This window comes from Enterococcus sp. AZ089, from assembly GCF_050547225.1.
Taxonomy (GTDB): Bacteria; Bacillota; Bacilli; order Lactobacillales; family Enterococcaceae; genus Enterococcus_D; species Enterococcus_D entomosocium.
Genome location: NZ_CP172954.1, coordinates 2,472,766 through 2,495,985, shown reverse-complemented (window position 1 = coordinate 2,495,985; position 23,220 = coordinate 2,472,766). Strand labels below are relative to the sequence as shown.

Genomic DNA, 23,220 nt, shown 5'->3' with positions numbered 1-23,220 from the left:
CGCTATTTCCTTGTAGGGACAGGCACCCGTTGGATCATCTGTTTCATCAAATCTGAAAGGGTCTCCGCGCTAGCATGAACGCCGCCTTTCAGTAATAAACGATGACCGAAGACTGCTGGTAAAATTCGCTGTAAGTCTTGCGGCGTGACAAAGGTCCGTCCTTCCGTCAACGCTAACGCTTTTGCCCCTTTTAAGAAGGCGATCCCACCACGAGGACTGATACCAAGGTCAATGGCATTATGCTGGCGGCTCGCTTGAACCAGCTGCAATGCGTAACGGGCGACCCGCTCATCGACATACACGTCGTCCACCATCGCTTTCAAAGCGGTCACTTCATCAGCATGTAAAATGGTTTGGATCTGATCCAAGCTTTGCTGTCGTTTTCCAGTCAAGAGGGCGAGCTCATCTTGAAAATCTGGGTAACCGATATGCAGGCGGAACAAAAAACGATCCAATTGGGCTTCAGGCAAAGGATACGTTCCTTCATATTCGATTGGGTTTTGGGTAGCTAACACAAAAAAGTGGGGACTCAATGGGTACGTTTGATTGTCGATGGTGACATGATTTTCTGACATGGCTTCTAAGAGCGAGGCTTGCGTCCTTGGTGTGGTTCGGTTGATCTCATCTGCCAAGAGGACGGAGGTGAAGATCGGGCCGGGACGAAACTCGAACTGGTGGCTTTGGGAATTAAAAATCGACACACCTAACACATCGTTAGGCAAAAGGTCTGGGGTAAACTGTACCCGTTTGTAGTCACTTTGAATGGCTTTGGCTAATGATTTGACCAACATCGTTTTCCCAACACCGGGGATATCTTCGAATAAAACGTGTCCACCAGCAAGCAGCGCAGCCACGGTAAATTGGATCACATCTCGTTTGCCTAAAATCACTTTTTCCACTTCTGCGATCAAGGCATCAATTTTTTGTAATTCAGCGGTCATGAAACAACCTCCTTGCGTTCTTTTCTTCTATTGTAACGGTTTTCTAGGACTGTCGCAATTTTCGTGTAACAATTAAAGAAAATTTCAAGAATATTCAAAAAAAGGAAAATCCTGCCTGCGGGTTTGCGGAAGAAAAGCAAAAAACTTCCGAAGCGGTTCGTCGGAAGTTTGCGTTTGATAGAAAAGAAGCGACTAGAAGATGTGGTGTAAGAGGTCAGCGGCGATCTGGTCCGCCTGCCGTAAATTCCAAGCATCGGTTCCTGGCTGAGCAGTGGCAGCCGTCAGCCAGTGGATGCCTTCTGTGGGAATCCCGAAACAATAGAGGGCAGTGTAGGGGCGTTCATCTGGTCCAAGGACCTGATTGGTCTCAGGATCGATGGCGATAGCACCCGTCTCAAAAGGCACCTCATTGGGTATCGGCAACCGGTGCGGGTGAATGATCCGATCGTTTAGCAGTTGCCGCAACAAGGAATTGTTGGTTCGACGAATCGCTGTCGATGGAATGCGGGCCTCAATTAGTTGCGTCGCGTGATAGCGTGTGTCGGGAAATCGCTTTGAATACGTACAATAAGCCTCCTCAATCTCAACAGTCATGTCAGGACCTAGTAAGGTCACCACTCCGGCTTCCATCAAGGCGACCAGTTCCTGCAGTCGTTGAACCGGCGGACCGATCGATAAAAAGCTGTTCAAGGGAACGAAAGACTGCCAAAAGAGTGTTTTCAGGTCTTGTGCTGGCATTAGCTGATGATCGAGAACAAACCGAATCGGGTCCCGCAGGTCTTTGAAGACTTCCAAGGCACTGCTGATAGGTCCTGTTAGATTGCCTTTTTCGGCATCTTGGATTTGGGTACGTAATAGCGCAATGAAAAAGTCTTGCAAGGACTGCTGCTCTTTCTGAGCAAAGGGATCGGCTAGTTGGTGCCATGACCACCATTCCCTCTTAGGAAGCTGCCATTTTTTTAGCAAGTCTTCAGATCCTTCCGTGGCAACAAAGGCGGTGGTAAAAGCGTCAAGCTGATCTTTGTCAAGCCGCTGTTTTTCTAAAAGCAGCGTCTGATAATAGACGAGTTCTGCCTCTTTCTTTAAATAGAAGAGCAGTGTCTTGCCAGCAACCGTTTTGGCTGCTTGCCAAGCAGCTAGGCGTTCAGGGGTCAAAAAAACGGGCTTTCGCTGCTGCGTTGGTGTTTTTTGATTGCGGCCACGAGGATGATACGGGACACCCCGACGAGAACCGGCGATGATTTGCGGTTCTTCACCAGAAGGTTGATAGACGAGGGATTCATTGACTTTGACGAAGGTTCCGCCCCGACCACTGGTCAAGCGGGTGACGTAATCGTAAAAGGCAAGTCCTAGTCCCCGTAAAATCACAGGTTCGCCAGCTTTCACAGCCGTTAGATCCGTATCTGCCGCATTGGCTGGCGGTGCATAAAACCAGCCATTATTTTCTGCGGCAGCCGCCAATTGTTGTTCCCCTGATGACAGTTGGGCTTGTGAATGGCCTGTAGCTAAGACGACGGCATCAACAAGGAATGTTTGGTGAGCCGTCGTCAACTGGTAGCGATTTTTGGAAAGAGGGGTCAAAGAGCTGACCCTGTCTGACAGATGGTTGATGGTAATGGATTCAGGTAACTCTATTAACAACTGCTGATAAAACCACAGCTGATAGAGTCCATATAACGCCCGCGAGCAATGCCCGTTAGGATCAAGTGAATCAAGTGCTGTGCATTCCGCAACGAGCTCAGGGGCATGGATGGCTGCGAAATGTTTCCCTTCTGTCACTGCCCATTCGTACAAGGTAGGTCCTTTGACCACGGGGCCGCCGGTGCTTAATGTGTCATCCGTGAAAAGGGTGACTTGGCTGGTCACAGAATTCAATAGCAAATCTGCCGATTGGTCCGTGCGCCAAACTGCCCCAGGAAGAAAAGGATCAAACAGCAGCAAGTCGATGGCTTGTTTGTTTTGTTTGCTATGAGCAATCAGCCGTTCTGAAAGTGAAAGTCCACGAGGACCAGCACCAATGATCGCTATTTTCATATCACACCACCTCAATTATTCTATGGTCTTTGTGTCATCAACGGGCTAAGTCAAAAGGTGTCTTGCGGAAAATCAGCCAGTGCATGCCTAGCACCATGGCTTCATCGATAGCATCGATATAATGGAAAGCGGGCTGATTGGGTTGTTGCTGCAGCAATGGATTTTTTTGGATCGCGTCTAGGAGATCGGTTTTTACTGCATCACTGCTGGCTAAAATGATACAGTGGGGGGCAAAAGCTGCATTGTAAAATGGCAGTATGCTTGTCAGGCGCTGGACCAAAGCCGTGCGGTCTTGCGGTGCACCTTGATCCAAGTAGCCGGGTAAAAATTTTGCCTCTCCCGCTAGGGCATCTTTTCCTTCTAAAAGCGCACCATTGACTAGGAGCGTGATACCGGGCATGCTTTTTTCAGGATTGTACATGCCAACGATGGTTTGCTGCAAGGAGATCTGTTGGGCGATGCAATAGCCGATCGTTAAAATATGGGCATCGTTTTGACAGTAGAAGGGCAGTGCAGTGACCTCTGCCACGAGGGCTGCCAGCTGCCAGCCGTTAAATTTTTCATACCAGCTGGAAGTCACGGTTCCTCCACTGATTTTTCCTGGTAAAAAGAGGGCGATCTGTTCCACAGAAGGAAATAATGCCAGCTCGTTCGTTACACATTCTTGAAAGCGATGAGGGGAAACATCAGGAAAGGGCTGGTCGTGTTTTGCCAAAACCTTCCCCTTGCGGTCGATCAGCATGGACCAAAGAGCCAAGGAGCCATCGTGATCGATAAAGCTAAGCAAAAGAGAATGACCTCGGTCTTGATTTAGCTGATAGGTCACTGCTGGTCGTCCTAGCTCTTTTTGCTCCAGCGGACCTTTCGTGATTTCCCCCTCTGTTAACAATTCTTTTAATAATGAGTTAGTGGTGACCATGCTGATGCCGGTTTTCTTCACTAAATCGGAGGCGAATAATGCCCCGTTTTGAAACAAAGTTTTTAAAACCAGCTGTTTGTTTTGCTGGCGAATGGTATGGGTGGTAGAAGCCATAAATGTTCTCCTTAATGAAGTGATTTAATTAAGTATACCGACGGGATGAAACGATGTAAAGTTTTTAAAAGACTGACTTGACGGAAAACTTGAAAATAAGTATACTTAATTAACAACATTAATTAAGTGATTTGGAATGAAGAGGACACGAGGTAGAGGGGAAGAGAAACGTATGATCAAATTAGTCATCACAGATTTAGACGGTACATTTTTGAACAGCCAAGGCAGTTTTGATCGGCCTTATTATGAACAAGTCAGCCAACAAATGAAAGAAGCGGGTGTTGCTTTTGCTGCGTGTACCGGCAAACAGTGTGAACGAGTGGAAGAACTGTTTGGTGAAGCAGCAGCGGATGTTTGGATTCTTGGGGATAGCGCGACCCGCATCAAACATCAAGGAGAGTACATCTTTGAATCGCTGCTGCCAAACGAATTAGGGCGGCGGATCATTGCGAAGCTCGCTGCGATTGCGCAAGATCATGTGATCATCGCTTGTACACCGACTGCGGCGTACATTGCTGACACAACCAATGAAGCGGATGCGCAGAAAGTGCGTGGCTCTTATCGGGTGGTCAAAACGGTGGCGGATTATCAAACTATCACAGAAGATTTTGTGAAGCTCACTATTTTTGATCCCAAACTACGTTGTTTTGAGCATGTCCAACAGTTAAGCGAATTTACCAATGAAGCGTACATCGTGGCTTCGGAAGCCGCTTGGATCGATATCACCAATCAAGGCGTCCACAAAGGAACGACTGTGGCACACTTGCAAGAATTGCTGCACGTCACACCCGAGGAGACAATGGTTTTCGGCGATGGCTTGAACGATTTGGAGTTGATGGCAGCTGGCACGTTTAGTTTCGCCATGAGCAATGCCTTTGAGGAAGTCAAGGCAGCGGCAGCGTTTGTGACCAAATCAAACGATGAAAATGGCGTGCTGAAAACTATCGAACGTCTGTTACCGCTACAAATGAAACAATAAAAAAATCGCTCCCTGGCAGGGACAGCGTGCACTTTCAATTGACTGAAAGTAGACTGCTGCCTGTTGCTAAGGAGCGGTTTTTTCGTTATGCATGTGGTTGACTGACGCTATAAGGATAGGCATCGGCTGACCACTCTTTGCTGCGAGGGACGATACCTAGCTGGAAGTTCAATGTACCACCGGCAGTCAATTCTTGGTGGGTGAAAAATAATCGCTCGAAGGGTTCTTCGTTCAATGTAATTTTATCCACGAAGAGCTGTTGCGGCGCATTGGGCGTGCTCTTGATCACTAAGTCTTTGCCTGAAGCAAGATGCAGTGTTGCTTGATCAAATAAGGGCATGCCAATGACATATTCGCCTGTCCCCGGTGTGACTGGATAAAAGCCCAAGGCATTGAAGATGTACCAACCAGCCATGCTGCCGTTGTCTTCATCGCCAGGAAAGCCTTTTGGTGAGTCATTGAAGCACTGTGTCAGTAGCTGCTTGATCAAGGGCTGTGCCATTTCTGGTTTGCCCAAATAGCTGAATAGATACGGATAGTGGAAGCTTGGCTGATTGGAGATCGCCAGCTGACCAAAATCGAGTGCGGCCATCTCACTCATTTCATGGATCTCGAACCCGTAGCCTTCTGTCGTATAGCGAGGTTCTTGATTGCACAAGTCGATCAGTTTTGCTTCAAAGGCCGCTTTGCCGCCGTGTGCAGTGATCAAGCCAGCGAAATCATGGTAAACAGCAAAACTACTTTGCCACGCACTGCCTTCTGCATAATCCAAGCCCCAGCGTGTGTCACTAAACTCTGGACGAAAAGCGCCATCTGGGTCTTTTGCCCGCATAAAGCCGGTCTCCTGATCGAAAATGTTGCGGTAATTTTGCGATTGCTGCTGATAATAGTCTGCTTGCTCGTCACCCAGCTGTTGCGCGACTTGTGAGATACAAAAATCACTGTAACAATAATCAAGGGTGTGATTGACCGATTCATGATGCGTCAATGGCACATACCCGTAAGTCAAATAGTCCGTCGTGCCGCGCCGACCATAATTGGGATTTTCACTTTGGACGGTGGCACCTTTTTTCATCGCTGCTAAAAATTCGGGCATCAAATCGGGACGGATACCTTTTACTGCGGCATCAGCGATCACGGCATCGATCAGCGTCCCGGGCATCAACCCCCGCTCATCAGGTGATAGCCATTTTGGTAAAAAGCCGCTTTCGCGATAACTGTTCAAAAAGCCTTCCAGCATGTCTTCCAATTGTTCGACAGCCAAGAGTGAAAAGAGCGGGTAGACAGTTTTATACGTATCCCAAAAGCCGTTGTTTGTGTACAGTGGTCCTGGTTTGATCGCTTTTGCCAAGGTATCCCAGTGCACTTTGCGACCCTCTTGATCGATTTCGAAGAAGGTTTGAGGAAACAAGAATAAGCGATAAAAATTATGATAAAAAGTAGAAACTTGTGCTTGATCGTGATGCTCGATCTCGATTTTTTGCAAAAAATGATTCCATTGCTGTTGGACAGAAGCCAGATAATCGGCAGGAGCCCATTGCTGTTCCCGCTGCAAGTTCAAACAAGCTTGTTCGCGACTGAGAAACGAGGTTGCAAAACGGATCGTCTGTGTTTGGCAATCATCAAAGCGGAGAACGACGAAGGCTTCTTTGCCTGTCAAGGCACCTTCGATCGCCGTGATGGGTGTTTCAAAACGATAGACGAAATGGATGGTGAAGCTTTCGTCTTCGCATCCTGAAAATACGATCAGTTGACCAGCCACTGTCTGTTCATCCAACTGTTCTAAGACATAGTCACCCGGCAGTGACAAGCCAAGACCCGGCTGATCCCCGCAGTTTTCAATAGACAGCACACCGCCATACATACTGGGAATCAAAGTCGTTGTTGTTAAATACCGCTGCGTCTTGATTTTAAGAAAGGCTGGATTAAAGGTGCTTTCTTCCGGACGATACGAGCTTTGCGCATGGAAAAGGGTATTTTCAGAAAGCGTGCCGTTTATCGGCAGCATCGTCAGATGGCTGAAATCACCCATCCAAGGGCTAGGCTGATGGGTGATGCGAAAGCCCTGAAAGGTTCGATCTTCTGGATGAAACCACCAACTGCCTCGTTGATCGCTGGTTTGCGGGGCAAAGTAGTTCATGCCAAAAGGAACCCCTGTATAAGGCAGGCAGTTGCCATGGGAAAAACTATATTGGTTGTCTGTTCCGTGTCGTGTGTCGATCATTGATACGTTCACTTGGTTCACTCCTTTAATTGGGTTGATTCTCTTTTGATCAAAGAAACAGCCACTAAATGGGTGGTCGTCTCCGTTGGTACTGGGGGTGCTGCCTTCGCAGCGTTGATTTTCTCAATCACTTGGTTTCCTGCCAAGCGCCCCATCTCCGCAAAATTCTGCCCGATGGTCGTTAGTGCTGGATCAACGAGGGCAGCGGCTTGGATATTATCGAAACCAACCAGGGAAATGTTGGCAGGGACGTGCAAATCTGCTTGACGCAGTGCACGCATCAATTCGATGGCGATCAAGTCATTTTCACAGACGGCTGCCGTGACCTGATGTTCTTCCAGGTAGGCAAGCGCATTTGCGATGCTGGCAGCCGCGTCGTCTAGCTTGGTGCGAAAGGTTCTTTGGGCTTTCTTCAGCGCATCGATGTAACCTAGATAACGCTGACGGACGGATTGTGGATGATGGGTATCACCAAAAATATAAGCGATCCGTTGATGCCCCAACGCAAGTAAATGCTCCGTAGCTAGCTGTCCACCTTGAAAGTTATCTGGCATGACCGCTGGAAATTCAAACTCATGCAACTTTTTATCTAAGGTCACGATAGGAAAGTGTTTTTCAGCACATTCGAACAGCAAGTCATAGTAAGAAAACGTATTGCTGGCGTAATAGATCAGGCCGTCGAATTCTTGCATCAGCTCAGCTGCCGTCGTTTTTTCCAAATAATCCACTGGTGTCATCAAAAGTTCAAAGCCGTGTTCTTGCATCACGGGGTAAATGCCTTCGGTAAAGTTTCCTAAAGAGAGATCATTGGCAAAGGGCAAGACAAACAAAATTCGTCCAGTCGCTTTTTTTTCCTTCAATTCTCGGACAAAGCTGCCGCTGCCTTGCACGCGATAGATCAGCTGATTTTGTTCCAGTTCCGTCAAGGCTCTTTTAGAGGTGATCCGACTGACTTGGTATTGTTCAGATAGTTCTTTTTCAGTAGGGACACGACTGCCCGGAGCTAATCGCCCTTCAACGATGGCTTCGTGAAGCTCCGAGTAAATTTTTTTATATAATGGTTGTTTCATAAGAAAACCCCTTTTGATATATCATATTTGTTAGCATACCATAAACCGATAAAAATGAAAACCCTTTAATTATTTTGAAAAAGCGCTAGACATTCACATGATTCATGATATACTAGGTTCGTAAATTGATATATCAAATCAGGGAAGGTGATGGAATGGTTTATAAAGAAATACCAACTTCAGTAGCAACATTTATGGAAACGATTACGGATCTATGCGGAGAAACGCATGCCGATTGGGCGAAAAATTTTAATGCAGCTTTTGCCAATACACTATTAACGACGGTCAAGCGTCATGAAGATGGCACGACCTTTTTACTGACGGGGGATATTCCAGCCATGTGGCTGCGAGATTCCACTGCGCAAGTTCGTCCGTATTTAGTGATCGCCAAAGAAGATGAAGACTTAGCAAGTATGATCAGCGGGTTGGTCAAGAAGCAATTCTACTATATTACGATCGATCCTTACGCAAATGCCTTTAACGAATCAGCCAATGGCGCTGGCCACCAAACAGACGATACAGAAATGAACGATTGGATCTGGGAACGCAAATATGAGATCGATTCTTTGTGTTATCCGATCCAACTGGCCTATCTGCTATATAAAAACACAGGCAGAACAGATCAGTTCAATGATGATTTTGTAACAGGCATCAAAAAAGCCTTGGAGGTGTTTGTAACAGAACAAAACCATGAGGAATCCCCGTATCGCTTTGAACGGGATACCTGGCGAAAAGAAGATACCTTGACTCATGACGGCAAAGGCGCGCCGGTGAAACCCGTTGGCTTGACTTGGTCAGGTTTTCGACCAAGTGATGATGCCTGCAAATACGGCTATTTGATTCCCTCCAATATGTTTGCGGTGGTGGTCTTAGGCTATATCCAAGAAATCTTTACGACGGTTTTAGAAGATACCGCGATCGTGGCACAAGCGAAAAAATTGCAAGCAGAGATCGAAGCAGGGATTAAAGCATACGGGTTGACCAAAAATCAAGCTGGCGAAGAAGTCTACGCGTATGAAGTGGATGGATTCGGCAACGGCACACTGATGGATGACAGCAACGTGCCGAATTTGATCGCCGCCCCTTACTTGGGGTATGGCAGTATGGAAGATCCCCTTTATCTTCAGACCCGTAAAACGTTGTTAAGCAGTGAAAATCCGTATTTCTATGAAGGCAAATACGCTAAAGGCATTGGCAGCTCTCATACGCCAGAAAATTATGTGTGGCCGATCGCCATGGCAATGGAAGGCATGACCACCACTGACAAAGAAGAAAAGAAACGAATTCTGGATCAGTTAGTGGCGACAGATGCGGGTACAAATTTGATGCATGAAGGGTTCGATGTCGATGATCCTTCGCAATACACGAGAGAATGGTTCTCTTGGGCGAACATGATGTTTTGTGAATTGGTCATGGATTATTTCGATATCCGAGTGGAAAAATAAGCAGCACGACCCACGACCGTTCGAGTGACACAAAAAGCAGTCCAACGACGCAAACAGCGAGGAGTAAAAATCAATGAAGAAACAAGTTTATATCATCTCTCACAGCCACTGGGATCGGGAATGGTACATGCCTTACGAACAGCATCACATGCGGCTAGTTGAATTGATGGATGATCTTTTAGAATTAATTGAAAATGACCCTGAGTTCCACAGCTTCCACCTAGATGGGCAGACGATCATCTTGGATGACTATTTAGAAGTGCGACCTGAAAAACACGAAGCGGTCAAAGCGGCCATCAAACAAGGGAAATTACAGATCGGTCCGTTTTATATTTTGCAAGATGACTTTTTGATCAGTGCTGAATCAAACACCCGTAATATGCTGATTGGAATGGCAGAAAGCAAAAAGTGGGGCACCCCCGTTATGTTGGGGTATTTCCCAGATACTTTCGGCAATATGGGGCAAACCCCGCAAATGATGCTGCAAGCCAATCTTGAAAGTGCTGCATTTGGGCGTGGCGTCAAACCAATCGGCTTTGACAACGAAGTTTTACCCGATGATCAATTTACTTCCCAATATTCTGAAATGCATTGGGAAGGACCAGATGGCAGTCAAATCTTTGGTCTACTTTTTGCCAACTGGTACTCCAATGGCAATGAGATTCCGGTGGATAAAGCAGAAGCCGAAGCTTTTTGGACGCAAAAATTGCAAGATGTAGAGAAATTTGGTGCCACCAATCATTACTTAATGATGAATGGGGTCGATCATCAACCTGTCCAAAAAGACATTTCGGCAGCGATTCGTACAGCTAACGAGCTTTTCCCAGAGTATGAATTCAAACACGCCAGCTTTACCGAATACCTTGAAGCGGTGCAAGCAGATCTGCCAGATGACCTAGGAACTGTCACAGGTGAATTGACCAGTCAAGAAACCGATGGTTGGTATACTCTAGCCAATACCGCATCTTCCCGAGTCTATCTGAAACAATGGAATACAAAGGTTTCCCGCCAATTAGAAAATGTCGCTGAACCATTAGCAACTATGGCTTATGAAGCAAGCGGCAGCTATCCTCACGATATGTTGGATCATGCGTGGAAAACATTGATGCAAAATCATCCTCACGACAGTATCTGCGGCTGTTCAGTGGACGAAGTACACCGAGAAATGATGCCGCGGTTTGAAAAAGCCAATGAAATTGGTAAGTTCGTGGCAGATGAAGCGTTACGCAATTTAGTAGCCGCCATCGACACGAGCAGGTTTCCTGAGGAGAGTCGTCCCTTTGTGGTCTTCAACACCACTGGCAGCACCCGTTCTGGTTTAGTGGAAGTCGTGATCGAACTTGAGCGTAAAACATTCCGTGAAGGATTGCCAAGCAAGCTTTACCACGAATTATTGGCGAAGCCAAAAGGTTCTTTTTCGGTGATCGATGAACAGGGGAAACCTGTTGCTGCGATCATCAGTGAAGAAGAGGTCCTTTTTGACTATGAATTGCCTAAAGATGCCTTTCGGATTCCTTTCATGAAACGCTTTGTCACGGTTCAAGTAGAAGCAAACCAGTTGCCGGAATTTTCATGGCAGACCTTTGCCCTAGTGGAAAAAGCCGCTACGCCAGTAGAGAGCGCACCGATCGTTTCAGAAGGAGGGCGTAAACTTGCCAACGCACATTTGGAAGCCGTCATTACTGAAAACGGCAGCTTGACGATTACAGACAAAGCAACCCAAAAAACGTATCGCAATTTACTGGTTTTCGAGGATGTGGGGGATATCGCCAATGAGTACATCTTCAAACAACCAGAAGGGGATCAAGCAATCTTATCGACGCAATTTCCGCATCAGGTGACGATCGAACAAAACGATCCGCTGGTGGGAATTGTGCGACTGACACAAGAATTACAGATTCCTGTTTCAGCAGATGACCGTTTGTTAGAAGAACAAAAAGCTGTCGTCGATTTCCGTTTCCGTAAAGCACAGCGGAGTCAAGAATTGGTTGCTTTCAAGATCGAGACGGAGATTCGCTTAGAACGAACCAGCAACCGCCTGGCATTTAAAACCACCGTCAACAACCAAAGCAAAGATCACCGACTGCGGGTTTTATTCCCAACAGGGATCATCACGGATTTCCATGAAGCTGACAGCATTTATGAAGTCGTAAAACGGCCGAATCAGGTTTCCAGTCATTGGGAAAACCCAACGAATCCGCAGCATCAACACGCCTTTGTCAACTTGCATGATGAAACAGGCGGCATGACGGTTTCTAATTTTGGTTTGAACGAATATGAAATCGTGAAGGATCAGATCTGCTTGACCTTGTTGCGCTGTACGGGAGAGCTAGGCGATTGGGGCTACTTCCCAACACCAGAAGCGCAATGCTTAGGCAGCCACACCTTTGAATATGGCGTAGCCTGTCATGGGGCTCCTGAAGAACGTTATGAAACGTATCGCCAAGCACAAGCTGCCCAAGTTCCTTGGACGGCAAGCCAGACCGACAAGCATCAAGGCAAGCTAGCCAGCAGCAACCAATATATGGAAGCTCATGGAACGACGGTAGCTATCACCGCCTTAAAACGCAATCGCCAAGACCAGCAGATCGTTTTGCGGGGCTATAATTTGGCGGATCAAGCCACTGCCTTTCATGTGCAAAAAGAGCAGGCGACACTCTGTCTGTTGAACCTATTAGAGGAAGAACAAGCATCGTCCGTCAATGAGCAATTACACCCATATGAAATTCGAACCATTGGAGTAAAGGAGTGAGAAATGATGGTTTACGGAGGAATTGAAGCCGGCGGCACAAAAATGATTTGTGCCGTTGCCGATGAACAGCTGACGATCATCGCCCAAGAGTCGATCCCAACGACAACGCCAGAGGAAACGTTAGCGGCGATCTTTGCCTTTTTCGATCCCTACGATCTCGTGTCATTAGGGGTCGGTTCCTTTGGTCCGATCGGGATCGATCCAACCCAAGCGACCTATGGCCACATACTAGCCACGCCGAAACAGGGCTGGCAGCAGTTCGATTTTCTCGGTGCGTTGAAGAAGCGCTACCCAGAGACAGCATTTGCTTGGACAACAGATGTCAATGCTGCCGCTTATGGAGAATTACGCCAAGGAGCGGCACAAGGCAAAGACAGCTGTGTCTATTTGACGGTAGGGACCGGCATTGGCGCCGGGGTCGTTCGTGAAGGAAAGATTTTCGAAGGGATCGGTCATCCAGAAATCGGTCATACCTATGTCAAACGCCACAGTGAAGATATGTATGCTGGTACATGCCCGTATCACGGCGACTGTTTGGAAGGATTAGCCGCAGGGCCTTCTTTGGAAGGACGTACGGGGATCAAAGGACAAGACTTGCCGCAAGCGCACGAGATTTGGGGGTTGCAGGCCTTTTATCTAGGGCAAGCGCTGGTCAATATCACGTTAACTTTAGCACCTGAGATAATCATTTTAGGCGGTGGGGTCATGAATCAGCCGCATTTACTAGCTCAAATCCAACAAGCCTTCCTGAAACAAATGGCAGGCTATATGGAGACACCACCAGTGGAAGACTACATCGTCACTTGGGGCTTGCCGAACAAAAGTGGCATTATCGGCTGTCTCTTGTCAGGCAAAGAGCAGGTGACTGCCCATGACTAACCTGCATTTTCCTAAAGATTTTTGGTGGGGAGCCGCTGCCAGCGGTCCGCAAACTGAAGGACGAACGGCCGATGATGGCAAAGGCGATTCGATTTGGGACTATTGGTACGCAACGGAACCAGAACGCTTTTATCAAAAACGGGGACCCAAAGATACCGTCCAGCTGCTGCAGCGTTACCCAGAAGATGTAGCATTGATGAAAGAGATCGGCTTTAATTCTTTTCGAACCTCGATCCAGTGGAGTCGCTTGCTGCCAGAAGGAAGAGGAGCGGTCAATCAACAAGCGGTGGCGTTTTATCGCGAGTACTTCGCCACTTTGATCGAAAATGGCATCGAGCCTTTCATCAATTTGTATCATTTTGATATGCCGATGGCACTGCAAAAAGAAGGCGGCTGGCTCAATCGCGAGACTGTCACAGCATTTGCAGATTATGCCGCTTTGTGTTTTGAGTTGTTCGGTGATCAAGTCCGTCATTGGTTCACGCAAAATGAACCGATTGTGCCAGTGGAGATGGGGTATTTGTATCAACAGCATTACCCAGCAGAAATCAACTTGGCACATGCGGTGCAAGTCGGCTACCATGAAGCACTCGCCAGCGCTTTAGCGATCCAACGCTTCCGTCAGTCTCAGCAATCAGGCGAAATCGGCATCATCTTGAATTTGACACCGACCTATCCGAAAGATCCGAATGATGAAAAAGATGGCCAAGCGGCGCAACTGGCAGATGCCTTTTTCAACCGTTCCTTCTTAGATCCAGCGGTCAAAGGCACCTTTCCGGAAGAATTGATCACTGTCTTAAACGAGTTGGCGATCATGCCAGAAACCAGAGCAGAAGATTTGCAGATCATTAAAGAAAACACGGTCGATCTCTTGGGGGTCAACTATTATCAGCCGCGGCGGGTGCAGCAAAAGCGTTCTGCCAAAACAGCGGACACTCCAATGCCAGAAGATTACTTCGATGTTTATGATTGGCCAGAAAAGAAAATCAATCCCCATCGAGGCTGGGAAATTTATGAACGAGGCATTTATGATACCTTGATCAACCTACGAGACAACTACGGCAATATCCCTTGTTATATTTCAGAAAACGGCATGGGAGTCGAAGATGAAACACGCTTTATCGATGCCAGCGGTCAGATCCAAGATGAGTACCGCATCACCTTTATCAAAGATCATTTGCGGTATGTTCACCAAGCAATCCAAGAAGGCAGCCGGTGCCGCGGGTATCACATGTGGACTTGCATGGATAATTGGTCTTGGCTGAATGAATTCAAAAATCGTTACGGGTTTATTGCCGTTGATTTGGCTACCCAAAAACGCACCATCAAAAAGTCAGGTGAGTGGTTCCGCGAAGTGATTCAGCAAAACGGCTTTGTCGATTGATCCTTTGTAAAAAACAACTCAATGAAGCGTCCTATCTTGCAAAAGGTAGGACGTTTTTCTGGTTTTTAGAGAATAAAAACAAAATATAAACAAAGACCTTTAATTTGTTTCATTTTATCTTTAGTTTGTTCCTTATTTTTTAGGGATGAAAGCGTTATTCTAGTAGCATGAAGGAGATGATGAGATGTGAAGAAAAAGGGGTTTTGGAGGAATGTCTGGCAATACAAAGCGTTAATATTGATGGCTTTGCCAGGTGTTGTCTGGTTTATCTTTTTTTTCTATATACCTGTATTCGCAAATGTGGTGGCGTTCAAAGATTTCCACATTTCACCAGACGGCTTTTTTGCCAGTTTGAAACAAAGCCCGTGGGTCGGCTTTGATAACTTTAAATTTTTATTTGCATCCAATGATGCTTGGCTGATCACTAGAAATACATTACTTTACAATATCGTATTTTTAGCATTCAACCTATTCTTTGCGATTGCCTTTGCCATTATAATGAGTGAGCTACGCAATAAGCGTTTGGTAAAAGTTTATCACACGATGTCACTGTTGCCGTACTTCCTTTCTTGGGTGGTTATTTCGTACTTTGTCTATGCCTTTTTGAGTCCAGACAAAGGGATCATCAACCAATGGATCACGGGTATGGGCGGTGAAGGAATCAACTGGTATGCTGATCCGAAATGGTGGCCGTTTATTTTCGTCTTTATGAATGTCTGGAAGAGCTTAGGCTACAACAGCATCATCTATTATGCGTCAGTGGTCGGGATCGATCAAACGTATTACGAAGCCGCGATGGTCGATGGTGCCAGCAAATGGCAGCAGATTAAAAATGTGACGTTGCCACAACTGATTCCAATGATTTCCGTCTTGTTGATTTTGAACATCGGTGGGATCTTCCGTGCCGACTTCGGACTTTTCTATCAAGTCCCACGAAACTCTGGGGCGTTGTACCAAGTCACCTCCGTTTTAGATACGTACATTTATAATGGACTGACTGCCACAGGCGACTTCGGGATGACCGCAGCTGCCGGCCTTTATCAATCAGTGGTTGGGGCATTATTATTACTAACAGCGAATTTAGTTGTTCGTAAACTAGAACCAGATTCAGCATTATTCTAAGGAGGATGGATAAATGAAGAAAAAAGTAACGAAAGTCGAGATCCGCTCCTTTAACCCAACGGTCAACCTGATTTTTAATATCGTGATCGGTCTGTTCGCGATTTCCTGTGTCTTGCCGTTTCTCTTTGTGATCGCGATCTCATTGACCAGTGAAACCTCTTTGGCAGAAAACGGCTATCGCTTTTGGCCACAAGAATTTTCGTTCGCAGCATATACCTACCTGTTTAGCGGACAAATGAGCAGCAAAATTCTCCAAGCATTTGGCGTATCTATTTTTATCACTGTTTTTGGTACCTTCGTCAATGCAACGATGACTTCGCTATATGCCTATGTCATCTCTCGCTCAAATTTTCCATTCCGTCGGTTCTTTACGATCTTCGCTTTGATCACCATGTTGTTTGCGCCAGGGATGGTTGCCAATTACTTAGTGATGGTCAACTTGATCCAATTGAAAGACACGATTTGGGCGTTGATTTTACCCCTTGCCTTAGGGCCTTTTAATATCCTTGTTATGCGGACCTTCTTTAAAAAGACGGTACCAGATAGTATTATAGAATCTGCGCGCATCGACGGTGCCAGCGAAATGAAGATTTTTCTGTCCATCGTGTTGCCCTTAGCGGTTCCAGGGATCGCAACGATCAGTCTATTTGCCGCTCTTGGCTATTGGAACGACTGGTTCAATGCATTGTTGTATATTCAAAAAGACTCTTTAGTGCCGTTACAAGCACTTTTGATGCGGATTCAAAGTAACTTGGACTATCTAGCCAAAAGCTCTGGTATGGCTGCCCAGATCCAAGGTGGTTTGGCCGCTTTGCCAAGCGAAACTGCTCGCATGGCAATCGTTGTTGTTGCAACCTTACCGATTGCGATCACCTATCCATTCTTCCAACGGTATTTTGTCGGTGGTCTGACAATTGGTGGCGTCAAAGAATAATCAAATAAGTATAGGGAGGAAACAAAAATGAATTTGTGGAAAAAAACAGCTTTTGCTGGGATGGCCGCAGCGGCAACTTTGGGAATGGCTGCCTGTGGGTCGAACGGCGCAACATCCGATTCAGAAAACAATGCAGACGGCGTAACGACTTTATTGATGTATCAAGTCGGGGACAAGCCAGAAAACTTTGATCAATTAATGGAGATCGCTAATAAACGCATTGAAGAAAAAACCAACGCTCGCATCGATCTGCAGTATATCGGCTGGGGAGACTGGGATCAAAAAATGAGCACCATCATTTCATCGGGTGAAAACTACGATATTTCCTTTGCCTCAAACTATGTTGCGAATGCGCAAAAAGGCGCGTATGCAGATTTGACGGAGTTAGCACCAAAATATGCCAAAGAAGCGTATGATCAATTAGACGAATCTTATATCAAAGGCAATACGATCGACGGAAAATTATATGCCTTTCCAGTCAACGGCAATATTTATGCCCAACAAGTCTTGACCTTCAATAAAGAGTATTTAGATAAATATGATTTGGATATCAGCGGGATCGAATCTTATGCGGATGCCGAAGACGTGTTGAAGAAGTTCAAAGAAGAAGAACCAAACATCGCACCGTTTGCGATCGGACAAACCTTTAATGTTTCTGGAAACTATGATTATGTGATCGGGAAAGATTACCCATTTGCTGTCAAATTGGATGGCGATACAACGAAGATCATCAATCAATACGAAGATGATGAACAAATGGAAAACTTGAAATTGATGCACAAATGGTACAACGAAGGCTTGATCCCAACCGATGCAGCCACCAATACAACTGGTTACCCATTAGAAGGCAACACATGGTTCATGCGTGAAGAAACCCAAGGACCAATGGATTACGGCGATACGATCTTAAGCAATGCCGCAGGTCATGAATTGGTTTCACGTCCAATCACGAAACAATTAAAATCAACCGGACAAGCGCAAATGGCAAACTTTGTCGTAGCGAATGTTTCGAAAAACAAAGAAAAAGCAGTGGAAGTGTTGGGCTTGTTGAACAGCGATCCTGAATTGTTGAATGGATTGGTTTGGGGTGTCGAAGGCGAAGCATGGGAAAAAATCGAAGGCCAAGACAACAAAATCCGTCTCCTTGATGGCTACTTGCCAAATACCCGGATGGCTGCTTGGAACACTGGAAACAACATGATCCTTTACACACAAGAATCCATCACAGACGATATGATCAAAGAGCGTGATGAAAACATCGCTAACGCGGAAGCATCACCAATCTTAGGGTTCAACTTCAAGACTGATAACGTGAAAACAGAAATCACGAATATCGCCAATGTCATGAACCGTTACAAAGCAAGTTTAGCAACCGGAACGATCGATCCAGAAGAAAATGTTCCGAAACTAAACGAAGAATTAAAAACCGCTGGCTGGGAGAAGGTCCGCGATGAAATGCAAAAACAATTTGATGAGTACCGCGCAAGCCAAGAATAAGCAACAGGTGGTTCTCATAAATCAATAGATCAAGCAAGCCGGAGGCTAAACGCATCAGGACCAATGGTTCCCACGTCTAGCTTTTGGCTGCTTTTTCTTTTAAAGTAAATAGCAAAATCTTTGATAAAAAACGTTACTTTTGTTTTTAACGTTCAAACAGCAAGCATGTTGCATCTAAAACGTACATAGCATTAAAAGATTCTCAGGTAGCTTGAGTAGGAAGCTGGAATCATGCTACATTTTCGGTAGGGAACAAATAAGGGAGGAATTTAAATGGAAGAAACAGCAAATAGCGGGTTGGTCAAGGGCTTTCGCTTGATTTGGGCGATCGTGAAGTTGAATTTGTTTTTTGTCGTATTGACGCTTGCCGGTGGTGGAATCTTAGGAATCGGTCCAGCGTTTCATACCATCAGTGCTTTGATCCACGAAGATGGACTGAACTATGAGAATCAAAGCTTTCGTAGTGCATGGCGCATTTGGCGCAACGTCTTTGTCAAGGCCAACAAGCAGTTTTATCTGTTTTTCCTACTGACAGGGTTCTTAGTGTATAACTTGTATTTAGCTACCCAGATCCAAGGCTTGATTTGGTTGATGATCTCTTTTGTTTTAGTTGTTGTCAGTGGATTGAGTGTTTTACTGTACCTGTTAAGTGTGGTTTTTGACACGTCTTATGAGATTTCCTTGTGGAATAACCTGAAATTGTCCTTTGTGTGTCTGTTTCTTCATATGGCGACCTTTCTAAAATTACTGGTTGGGATCGCTAGTATTCTAGTTTTTACTTGGATGATGAAAGGGCTCTTGCTCTTTGGAACCTTCAGCTTACTGATTTTATGGTGCCATGTGGCGATCAGCCAGGAAAAAAACGTCATTGATCGGGATTTGGCACATGACTAAGTGGCGTTTTCGTTTGTTCAAACATGATTTTTTGATCAATCAGTTGATGCAGCTGTACAGTGTGCTCTTGGTGATCATCTCCATCATTATTATGCTGGTCCTGACCGCTTATACCGGAGCGGATCGTTTTACTACGAGTGAACGTTTAGTGGAGAGCACAAGCATGCAGCTGGATGCTTATGTACAAGACCAAAATACCGTTGTTTCAACGGTACTTGGCGAATTTACTAGTTCAGATACCGCCTTTGAATCATTACGCAACTATTTGCAGCTTTCATTGCCAGATTATTTTTCCTATAGTAATGATATTTTTCGCCAGACGGGACAAAGTGTTTACTTACCAAATATTCTCTATCGTTTGATTCGTAATCATCCTAGTATCGAAGAGATCATCATTCAATTGGATGAAAGCAATGAGACACTAGTGGCAACGCCGGATACACCTTACGGAGAAAAACACAGCGGCAAACAGATTGATTTAAAAAATCGTCTGTTTTTTGTTCGTTCGATCGCCCAACCAAGTAATTATGCCCAGCCCTTAGGCCAAGTCTACGTGATCTTTCGTTCAGACGATGTTTTAGCCAATCGACAAGAAGACAACCAAATTCATGGAATCAACAGTTTTTTGTATACCTCAAATGGTCAGCGGCTGTACAAGGATGCCACGAACCTCAGCAAGGAAACTTTAGCCAAAATAGATCAGGCGGTTGCTCACGGAACCATTCACGACACTCTTTCGAAAGACTTTTATATCAAAAAACAAACCACTGTCAGCGGAGAAGTGTCCCTGGTTTTGTTGTCAAAAAGGGTGATCTGGCGTGATATTTTTTCTAGTGCCATCTGGATCTTTAGTTTCGGGATCGGGATTCTCTTATTAGTCCTATGGGTGCTTCATCGCACCTTTAAGCGCTATACATCGCAAGTACAGCAGATCGTCTATGCGACGAAAGAAGTCAGCCAAGGGAATTTTGACAAACGGATCGATACCGCCAATGTCCAACAAGAGCTGAAAGAAATCGCAGAAGCCATCAATCAAATGACCTACAGTATCAACGAGTACATCAAAGATATTTACACGCTAGAGATCAAACAACGGGATGCCGACATGCGGGCGCTGCAAGCCCAGATCAATCCGCATTTTCTGTATAACACGTTAGAATACATTCGAATGTATGCCTTGAGCCGCAACCAAGAAGAGCTGGCGGATGTCGTCTATGCTTTTTCGGCCCTATTACGGAACAACACGACGCAAGAAAAGACGAAGACCTTAAAAGAAGAAATCGATTTTTGTGAAAAATATGTCTACTTGTTTCAGATGCGCTACCCAGATAAGATCGCCTATCATGTAACCATCGATCCGGCATTAGAACAGTTGGAATTGCCGAAGTTCACACTGCAGCCACTTGTCGAAAACTATTTTGTTCACGGCATCGATTATCAGCGCAATGATAACGCCATCAGTATCAAATCTTATAAAGAAGCCGGTCAAATCGTGATTGAAGTCAAAGACAACGGCAAAGGCGCAGATCCGCAGCAGTTAGGGATGATTCATGAAGAATTGCAAAATCAGGAGATCGGAGCCCAAACCTCAATCGGGATCAAAAATGTTCACGAACGGTTGCGGGGCATGTTCAATGGCGCTTATCAAATGGACGTTACGTCTCAAGCAGCCGCTGGGTTTACGGTCAAGATCCGTCTAGATGAAAACAATTTGCAAAGGGGGCATGAGGCAGATGTATAAAGCAATGTTCGTTGATGATGAATATATGATCTTGCAAGGGCTGCAAATGATCTTGCCTTGGCAAGAGCTGGGCTTTGAGGTGGTGCATACAGCGAAAAGTGCTAGTGAGGCCCTCGAGTATCTACAAGAACATTCCGTTGATTTGCTGATCACGGATATTCGGATGCCAGAAATGAACGGCATCGATATGATCCGTCAAGCGCAAGCGTTTGGGAATCGATTTTTTTCGATCATTCTATCTGGTTATCAAGAGTTTGCCTTTGTCAAACAAGGCATGGCGTTAGGTGTGCGTAATTATCTAGTCAAACCTGTTAACAAAGAAGAACTGCGTAGCAGTGTTCAAGCGATTGCAGCTGAGTTAGAGGAGCAGCAAAAACTGTTGGCAGAAAAAGAACTTTATCAAGAATCAAGCCTGCTGCTTTGGTTGAATGATGAATTGAACGAAAGCGAGTACCTCCATTTGCTGGCGCAACAGAGGGTGCCGCTAGCAGCCCCCTTTACCGTTTTGCAGTTCAATGGGACTGCCGAGATCTTACAAAAAATCACGACGTTTTTTCAGCAACACGATCAGCCATTGATCTTACCAGGGCGATTAGATGAAAACCAAGTGATCATTACCGCAGCCGGACCAAGACAGCAAATCAACGCTGACTTAAAAGCATTAGCCCAGCAACTTAATAGTAAAGACTGGCAGTTGATCATGAGCGAAACCATCAACGAGTGGGAGAATTTGTATAAAGCCTATGAGAAAATCAAGCAGGTTCAATCGCTGCAAGCCTTCTATCCAGATCTGTTTTTACAAGAACAGACGATCCACGTGGATATATTAGAGCGAAACGAAGAACTACCGTTTCTATCTTTTAACAAAGCGCTGACCATCGGGGATGTTAAAACAATCCAACATGAGCTAGATAAAATGTTCGCTATTTTGGAACAAACCCAAGCAGACCCTGAGCATGTTCGTTATGTTTCTTTTTTATTGTTCAATGATATTTATCGGCAACTGCCGGTGCTTTCCCAAGAAAACCATGAGCAGATTTTAGCACGAATCCGCGAGTCCAATACATTGGCAGATTTGCGGCAACTCTTTGATGATGTGCTGGAGCTGGCTAAATCACAACCGCCGCAAAAACGTTATTCAGAGATCGTTCAAAAGACGATCCAGCTGATTGAAGAAGGTTATACCCATGATTTGACGGTCAAATCAGCGGCAGAAGAACTGCACGTTAGTGTTGTTTATTTGGGGCAGCTCTTTAAGAAAGAAACGGAAATGAGCTTTAATCAGTATGTCAATCTGGTGCGCATCAAGCAAGCCCAACAGCTGCTGCTTCATTCGAAAGCCACGATCAGTGAGATCGGGGATCGCATTGGTTACAACAATACCAACTATTTTTCCAAAATGTTTAAGAAATTGAATGGTTTGACCCCCAAAGAGTTTCGCGATACCTATGAACAGCATTATGAATCCCTTGATTGAATTTAGATTTCTTCAAAAAAAATCCGGTTTTTGTGATTAAATGATAGTAATTGTGACGCTTTCACGGTAAACTAAGAGAGGAAAAATAAAGAAGAGAGCGTGATGTTGTGAAAGAAACCAAAAAATTTGCACAAGTTTTGATAGGTACCGGGCTGATTGCGTTAGCCATATCCTTATTGATCACTGCCCATCAAGGATATGATACGATCAGTACGTTTTTGTTAGGAATTTTGAATTTTATCGATGTCCCTTTTTGGATAGCCAGTTTGTGTTTTAACATTGTTGTTTTGTTGATCGTTGCAGTCTTTGATCGTGCCGAATTAGGCATTGGCAGTTTTATCAACGGGATCGGCTTAGGCTTGTTGATTGGGATCTTTGAACCAGTGATGGACAAAGTATCAATTCATTTGCCTTTCTACCCATGGATCGCTATTTTCGCTGCACCGATCTTATTTGGCATCGGCGCCGGCATTTACGTTTCTTCCAACAAAGGTTCAGCGGCGTTAGAAGCCTTGACGGCCTTGATCTATAAACGAAGCAAATTGACCCAAAAAACGATCCGTATCGGCTTGGATGCTGCGATGGTCTTGATCGGTTTTGCGTTAGGCGCCAGTGTGGGGTTAGGTACTCTCTTGTGTATCGTCTTTATTGGCCCAATCTTTGAAGCCACCATGAAAACCATCGCTGCCCGAAGGAAAAACGCCTAGCCTTGAGAATAAGTCGGAAAAAGCTGTCTGTGAGGGCAGCTTTTTTGCTGCTTCCATTTAAGGAAATCATCTGAAGAAAGAGGAATCCTGATTTCCTTAAGATTCTC

Annotated in this window: 17 protein-coding genes; 12 read left to right on the top strand and 5 right to left on the bottom strand. The window is 45.5% G+C overall.

Annotated features, from left to right (window positions below; all coding sequences use genetic code 11):
- Positions 1-2 precede the first annotated feature (2 nt).
- The 3 genes from IGJ01_RS11540 to IGJ01_RS11530 form a co-directional block, all read right to left on the bottom strand.
- Positions 3-941 (bottom strand): AAA family ATPase, encoded by a 939-nt coding sequence (locus tag IGJ01_RS11540; RefSeq protein ID WP_005234736.1) that lies wholly within the window; start codon positions 939-941, stop codon positions 3-5.
- A gap of 192 nt (positions 942-1,133) precedes the next feature.
- Positions 1,134-2,975, bottom strand: coding sequence for an FAD/NAD(P)-binding protein (locus tag IGJ01_RS11535; protein WP_430601099.1), 1,842 nt, complete (start codon positions 2,973-2,975; stop codon positions 1,134-1,136).
- Between the two features lie 37 nt (positions 2,976-3,012).
- Positions 3,013-4,008: an ROK family protein gene (locus tag IGJ01_RS11530; protein ID WP_008378969.1), complete on the bottom strand. Its 996-nt coding sequence runs from the start codon at positions 4,006-4,008 to the stop codon at positions 3,013-3,015.
- A gap of 172 nt (positions 4,009-4,180) precedes the next feature.
- On the opposite strand from IGJ01_RS11530, the gene IGJ01_RS11525 reads away from it, so the two are divergent.
- Entirely contained in the window at positions 4,181-4,987 is an 807-nt protein-coding gene (locus tag IGJ01_RS11525) for a Cof-type HAD-IIB family hydrolase (RefSeq protein ID WP_042890481.1), read from the top strand.
- A gap of 85 nt (positions 4,988-5,072) precedes the next feature.
- On the opposite strand, the gene IGJ01_RS11520 is transcribed toward IGJ01_RS11525, so the two are convergent.
- Together IGJ01_RS11520 and IGJ01_RS11515 are read right to left on the bottom strand one after the other, a co-directional pair.
- Positions 5,073-7,223 carry a GH92 family glycosyl hydrolase gene (locus IGJ01_RS11520; protein WP_034872311.1) on the bottom strand — a complete coding sequence of 717 codons (2,151 nt, stop codon included), beginning with the start codon at positions 7,221-7,223 and terminating at the stop codon, positions 5,073-5,075.
- A gap of 5 nt (positions 7,224-7,228) precedes the next feature.
- Positions 7,229-8,281, bottom strand: coding sequence for a GntR family transcriptional regulator (locus tag IGJ01_RS11515; RefSeq protein ID WP_430601098.1), 1,053 nt, complete (start codon positions 8,279-8,281; stop codon positions 7,229-7,231).
- Between the two features lie 155 nt (positions 8,282-8,436).
- Between IGJ01_RS11515 and IGJ01_RS11510 the strand changes: the two genes are divergently transcribed.
- From IGJ01_RS11510 to IGJ01_RS11460, 11 genes are all read left to right on the top strand, one after another.
- Positions 8,437-9,726 (top strand): glycoside hydrolase family 125 protein, encoded by a 1,290-nt coding sequence (locus tag IGJ01_RS11510; protein ID WP_016613582.1) that lies wholly within the window; start codon positions 8,437-8,439, stop codon positions 9,724-9,726.
- Between the two features lie 73 nt (positions 9,727-9,799).
- Positions 9,800-12,478, top strand: coding sequence for an alpha-mannosidase (locus IGJ01_RS11505; protein ID WP_430601097.1), 2,679 nt, complete (start codon positions 9,800-9,802; stop codon positions 12,476-12,478).
- Positions 12,479-12,481: 3 nt separating this feature from the next.
- Positions 12,482-13,357, top strand: a complete 876-nt coding sequence (locus tag IGJ01_RS11500; protein WP_016613580.1) for an ROK family protein — start codon at positions 12,482-12,484, stop codon at positions 13,355-13,357.
- Positions 13,350-14,741, top strand: coding sequence for a glycoside hydrolase family 1 protein (locus tag IGJ01_RS11495; RefSeq protein ID WP_016613579.1), 1,392 nt, complete (start codon positions 13,350-13,352; stop codon positions 14,739-14,741). Before IGJ01_RS11500 ends, IGJ01_RS11495 begins: the two co-directional genes overlap by 8 nt.
- A gap of 240 nt (positions 14,742-14,981) precedes the next feature.
- Positions 14,982-15,863 (top strand): ABC transporter permease, encoded by an 882-nt coding sequence (locus IGJ01_RS11490; protein ID WP_086294872.1) that lies wholly within the window; start codon positions 14,982-14,984, stop codon positions 15,861-15,863.
- A 13-nt stretch (positions 15,864-15,876) separates the two neighbouring features.
- Entirely contained in the window at positions 15,877-16,797 is a 921-nt protein-coding gene (locus IGJ01_RS11485) for a carbohydrate ABC transporter permease (protein WP_430601096.1), read from the top strand.
- 27 nt (positions 16,798-16,824) lie between these two features.
- Positions 16,825-18,294 (top strand): ABC transporter substrate-binding protein, encoded by a 1,470-nt coding sequence (locus IGJ01_RS11480; protein WP_061054401.1) that lies wholly within the window; start codon positions 16,825-16,827, stop codon positions 18,292-18,294.
- Positions 18,295-18,567: 273 nt separating this feature from the next.
- Positions 18,568-19,188 carry a DUF624 domain-containing protein gene (locus IGJ01_RS11475; RefSeq protein ID WP_008378954.1) on the top strand — a complete coding sequence of 207 codons (621 nt, stop codon included), beginning with the start codon at positions 18,568-18,570 and terminating at the stop codon, positions 19,186-19,188.
- The gene (locus IGJ01_RS11470; RefSeq protein WP_061054512.1) at positions 19,181-20,929 is read left to right on the top strand and encodes a sensor histidine kinase; all 1,749 of its coding nucleotides are present in this window, start codon (positions 19,181-19,183) and stop codon (positions 20,927-20,929) included. The genes IGJ01_RS11475 and IGJ01_RS11470 overlap by 8 nt, the downstream gene beginning before the upstream one ends.
- Positions 20,922-22,406: a response regulator transcription factor gene (locus IGJ01_RS11465; RefSeq protein ID WP_008378952.1), complete on the top strand. Its 1,485-nt coding sequence runs from the start codon at positions 20,922-20,924 to the stop codon at positions 22,404-22,406. The genes IGJ01_RS11470 and IGJ01_RS11465 overlap by 8 nt, the downstream gene beginning before the upstream one ends.
- 107 nt (positions 22,407-22,513) lie before the next feature.
- Positions 22,514-23,113, top strand: coding sequence for a YczE/YyaS/YitT family protein (locus IGJ01_RS11460; RefSeq protein WP_005234774.1), 600 nt, complete (start codon positions 22,514-22,516; stop codon positions 23,111-23,113).
- Positions 23,114-23,220: the final 107 nt, after the last annotated feature.